Source organism: Arhodomonas sp. KWT, from assembly GCF_010993615.1.
Genome location: NZ_WNXE01000507.1, coordinates 1 through 1,161 on the forward strand (window position 1 = coordinate 1; position 1,161 = coordinate 1,161).

Here is a 1,161-nt window from a genome sequence, read left to right on the forward strand (position 1 = left end):
GACGTGCTCGTCCTCAACCCCTCGCTCCACTACTGGGGCGACGTGGTCTCCGAGCGCGGGCTGGCGAAGCTGCGCGAGCTCTGGCGCCGCCGCGGACTGCCGGACGCGAGCGACTACTACAGCGTCGGCCACCCGCTGCTCGCCTCCCTCGGCGGCACCGGCCGGGAGTTCCTGGAGCTGCTCCAGAACCACAGCGGCGACGACACCTACCACTTCACCGAGCCGGCGGAGGACGCAGACCTCGGCCACCTGGCCCGGCTGCAGGCGGACATCCTGGAGCTGCGCCGGCGCGGCGCGGACGGCGACGAGCCCGCCGTGCCGCTGGACCCGGCGGACACCTCCGTCACCCTGCACGCCTGCCACAGCCCCATGCGCGAGGTGCAGGTGCTCCACGACCGCCTGCGCCGGCTGTTCGCGGACACGGACCTCCAGCCCCGGGACGTCGTGGTCATGACGCCGGACATCGACCGCTACGCCCCCTACATCGAGGCGGTGTTCGGCAACGCCACCGGCGAGCGCCACATCCCGTGGTCCGTGACCGACCGCGCGCTGCCCGGCGTGCACCCGGTGATCCGCGTGTTCACCCGGCTGCTGGAGCTGCCGCGCAGCCGCCTCACCGCCTCCGAGGTGCTCTCCATCCTCGAGGTCCCGGCGGTGCACCGGGCCTTCGACCTGGATGCCGACGCCGTCGAGCGCATCCGCGCCTGGGTGCGCGAGAGCGGCATCCGCTGGGGCGCGGACGCCGGCCACCGCACCGAGGAGGCGCTGCCCCCGGCCCGCGAGCGCCACAGCTGGCGTTTCGGCCTGAACCGCCTGCTCCTCGGCTACGCCATGGACGACGACACCGCGCTGTACCGCGACATCGCGCCCATGCCCGGCGTCGAGGGCGGCGAGGCGGCCTGGCTCGGCGGCTTCGCCGCGTTCTGGGAGCAGCTGCTCGCCGCCCGCGCCACCCTGCGCGAGGCCCACACCCCCGACGGGTGGCAGACCCGGCTGAACGCCGTGCTCGACGCACTCTTCCACGGCGCCGAGGTCGCCGAGCACCAGGCGCTGCAGGTCATCCGCGACACCGTCACCGCGCTGGTGGACGCCACCGCCGCGGCGGGCTTCGACGAGCCCCTGCCGCCGGCCACCCTGCGCGCCCACCTGCTCGACGCCCTG

The 1,161-nt window shown here is 74.8% G+C and carries 1 protein-coding gene; it reads left to right on the forward strand.

Going from position 1 to position 1,161, the window contains the following annotated elements:
- A partial coding sequence (locus tag G7A99_RS20270; protein WP_163143652.1) for an exodeoxyribonuclease V subunit gamma occupies nt 1-1,161 on the forward strand: 1,161 nt, incomplete at both ends.